The 3,665-nt window shown below is 66.5% G+C and carries 4 protein-coding genes; all 4 read left to right on the plus strand.

Annotation, left to right across the window (positions count from 1 at the left end):
• A partial coding sequence (locus CYD53_RS29635) for a TOBE domain-containing protein (protein ID WP_146056044.1) occupies positions 1–220 on the plus strand: 220 nt, incomplete at its 5' end.
• Positions 221–299: 79 nt separating this feature from the next.
• On the plus strand, positions 300–1,004 hold the full coding sequence (locus tag CYD53_RS29640) for an HAD-IA family hydrolase (RefSeq protein WP_103721662.1): 705 nt from the start codon (positions 300–302) through the stop codon (positions 1,002–1,004).
• A 6-nt stretch (positions 1,005–1,010) separates the two neighbouring features.
• Positions 1,011–2,324, plus strand: coding sequence for an NAD(P)/FAD-dependent oxidoreductase (locus tag CYD53_RS29645; RefSeq protein ID WP_103721663.1), 1,314 nt, complete (start codon positions 1,011–1,013; stop codon positions 2,322–2,324).
• 103 nt (positions 2,325–2,427) lie between these two features.
• Positions 2,428–3,438, plus strand: a complete 1,011-nt coding sequence (locus tag CYD53_RS29650; RefSeq protein WP_181012087.1) for an ABC transporter substrate-binding protein — start codon at positions 2,428–2,430, stop codon at positions 3,436–3,438.
• The last annotated feature ends 227 nt before the right edge of the window (positions 3,439–3,665 follow it).

Raw genomic sequence — 3,665 nt, forward strand, 5'->3', positions numbered from 1 at the left:
CGGCGCGCCCGAGCGCAACCGCTTCTCGGCCCGCGTCACCGACGTCGTGTTCCAGGGCGAGAGCCTGCGCGTCTTCCTCGCGCTCGATGACGGCACACCGCTCAGCCTGCGCCAGCCCAGCCATTTCGAGGCCGCCCGCCGCATCCCGCCGATCGGCGAGCGCCTCGCGGTCAGCCTGCATCCTCAAGACACGATCATCGTCCCGAAAACGGACGGCTGACCCTGCCCTTTATCCGTCCAACTGCCCAAACCCTTCCAACTGTCCAAACCCTTCCAACCGTCCAAGAGAAGTCGACGCCATGGCGCTCAGTGATTTCAAGGTTCTCACATTCGATGTCGTCGGCACGCTGATCGACTTCGAAAGCGGCGTTCTCAATGCCGTGCGCCGCATCGGCGGGCCAGCGGCGGCGAAGCTGAGCGACGACGAGATCTTCGCGCCCTATCTCAGGGGGCGCGAGCTCAACTATGAGCGCTCCAGCGAGGTGATGAAGCTCGTCTACATCCACCTTGCCAAGGAACTCGGCCTGCCCGCCGACGAGGCCTCGGCCGACTCCTTCCAATACGCCATTCTGCAGCATCCGGCCTTTCCGGATTCCGCCGAGGCGCTGGCGCGGCTGCGCAAGCGTTACCGGCTGGTCGCCATGACCAATGCCGACCGCTCGACCTTCGCCTTCTATTCGCACACGCTCGGCAACCCGTTCCACGACAGCGTCACCGCCGACGAGGCGATCCATCCCAAGCCCGATCCGCTGTTCTTCGCCTTCAACCGCGGTCGCCAATCGGCCTTCGGCTACAAGCAGGAGGAGATCCTGCATGTCGCTCAGAGCCAGTATCACGACATCGGCGTCGCCAAATCGCTCGGCTACAAGACCTGCTGGATCGAGCGGCGCCAGGGCCAGAAGGGTTTCGGCGGCACGCCGGCCGTACCGGAACTGACCAGACCCGACTATCATTTCCCGACCCTGGCGGCGCTCGCCGACGCGGTCGAGGCCGAAAAGGCGTAAGCGCCGGTGTCCAGCGCAGCGCCCTGGCAAGCTCTCGACCCCGCGCCGTCGCTCTGGCAGGCCACGGCCGCGCCATTGCGCGACCTGCCGCCCTTGCAGGGCGACGCGCAGGCCGATGTCGTCATCATCGGCGCGGGCTATACGGGGCTGTCGGCGGCGCATCATCTGGCGCAAAGCGGTCTCCGGCCTATCGTGCTGGAGGCCAACCGGCCGGGCTGGGGCGCAAGCGGGCGCAATGGCGGCGTCATCACCGCGAAGTTCCGCATCTCCTTCCCCGCCATTGCCGCTGCCTATGGCCGGGACATGGCGCGGCGCATGTACGATATCGCGCTCGAGGCGACCGATATTGTCTCCGAGCTCGTCGATGAATTCGGCATCGAGAATGCGGCCCTGACGCGCTCGGGACAGGTCAAGGCGGCGCATAACCACGAGACCCTGAACTACGCCGTCACCGAGGCGCAATGGCTGAAGGCCGAACTCGGCGACACCACCATGTCGGTGCTCAGCGCCGATCAGGTTCGCGAAGAGACCGGCTCGGACGGCTTCGTCGGCGGCGTGCTCAATGCCGGCTCCGGCGGCATCCACCCGCTGAACTACCTGCACGGTCTCGCCAGCGGCGTCATCAAACGCGGCATCGCGATCCATGCGGAGACGCCGGCCTTGCGGCTGCGGCGCGAGGGCAGCGGCGTGCTGGTCGAGACGCCTGGCGGGACGGTCCGGGCGCGGCAGGCGATCATCGCCACCAACAGCTATTCCGACCTGACCCAGGCGACCGCCGCGTTCCGCACCACGCTGATCCCGTTCCGCAGCGCCATCATCGCGACGGACACGCTCTCGCCCAATCTGGCAGCGAGCGTGATGCCGACCCGGCGGACCTATACCGAGACCAAGCGGATGATGCGCTGGTTCCGCATGGTCGACGACCGGGTGATCTTCGGCGGGCGCGGCGCCTTCGGGAAGCAGGATTCGCCGGCCGCCTTCCGCGCCCTGCACAAGGCGATGACCGGCATCTTCCCGCAGCTTTCGGAGGTGCCCCTGGCCTATCGCTGGTCCGGGCTGGTCGCGATGACGCTCGACTCGGTGCCCCATGTCGGGCGCCTCGACGACCGCGTGCTGTTCGCCATGGGCTATAATGGCGCGGGCGTCGCGATGTCGAGCCTGATGGGGCGCTACCTTGCCGCCTACGCACGTGGCGAGGCGCCCGATGTCGGGCTGCTCGACGCTGCCCGGATGCGGCGCGTGCCCTTCTATCCGCTTCGAGAACCGGCCGTCCGCATGGTCGCCGGCTGGTATCAGTTTCTAGACGCGATCGGACGGTAGCTCGAAGATCCGATCCAAAAACAGGGGACTAGACATGCTTAAGCACGATTCGGCCAAACGACGCGTGAACACCCGGCTTGCCTGCGCTGCTGCAGGTTTCGCCATGGCGCTGATGAGCACGGTCCCGGCATCCGCCGCCGAGCAGATGCTGTTCGTCTCGCAGGGCGGCGCCTATCAGAAGGCGCAGACGATCGCGATCCTCGACCCCGCCGCCAAGAAGCTCGGCATCACCATCAACCAGGACAGCGTGCCCGACGCCTGGCCGATCATGCGCTCGCAGGTCGCCACGGGTAAGCCGACCTGGGATGTCGTCGACGTCGCCACCAATTTCTGCCTGCGCGGCGGCGAGCAGGGCATCGTCGAGAAGCTCGATTTCAGCAAGATCCCGAACGCGGCCGCGATGCCGGCGGAATATCGCAGCGACTATTCGATCGCCTACGAGTTCTATTCCAGTGTGCTCGGCTACAGCCTGAAGAAATTCCCGGACGCGGCCAGCGCGCCCAAGACCTGGGCCGATTTCTGGGATGTTAAGAAGTTCCCGGGCCGGCGCTCGCTGCGCAACCACCCGCTCGCCACGCTCGAAGCCGCGCTGATGGCCGACGGCGTCGCGCCCGACAAGCTTTACCCGCTCGATGTCGACCGCGCCTTCAAGAAGCTCGAGGAGATCAAGCCCAACATCACCGTCTGGTGGACCTCGGGTGCACAGTCGGCCCAGCTCCTCAATGATGGCGAGGTCGACATGGTGATGGCCTGGAACGGCCGCATCAGCGCGCTGGTCAAGGAAGGCGCCAAGGTCACCTACACCTATAACCAGGGCATCCTGCAGAGCACCTCGCTCTGCGTGCTCAAGGGCGCGCCGAACCTGCCGACCGCGATCAAGTTCCTGAACGAGGCGGTCGACCCGGTGCACCAGGCCAATCTGCCGATGCAGATCGACTACGGCCCGGCAAATCCGAAGGCCTATGACACCGGCGTGATCCCGGCCGCGCGCGTCAAGGAGCTGCCGAGCGCGCCGGAGAATGCCAAGGCCCAGGCGCTGATGTCCTATGCCTGGTGGACCTCGGCTGCCGGCGAGGCTGCCGAGAAGCGCTGGCTCTCCTTCACCCAGAAGTGAGCAGCCGACAGACGTCATTCTCGGGCCGCGCCAAGCGCGGACCCGAGAACCTCTTGCAGGAGATGCCCGGGTCAGGCCCGAGCATGACGGGAGAGACGAGATGAGCGCGATCGACCCATCCCTCCGCTACCGGCGCCGCGAACAGGGGCTGATGCTCCTGCTCGCCTCGCCGGCCGTGATCGTGATCGTGGCGCTCGTCGTGCTGCCCGTCGGCTGGCTGATGGGCC

Origin of the sequence: Allobosea psychrotolerans (assembly GCF_002917105.1) — a bacterium.
GTDB lineage: Bacteria > Pseudomonadota > Alphaproteobacteria > Rhizobiales > Beijerinckiaceae > Allobosea > Allobosea psychrotolerans.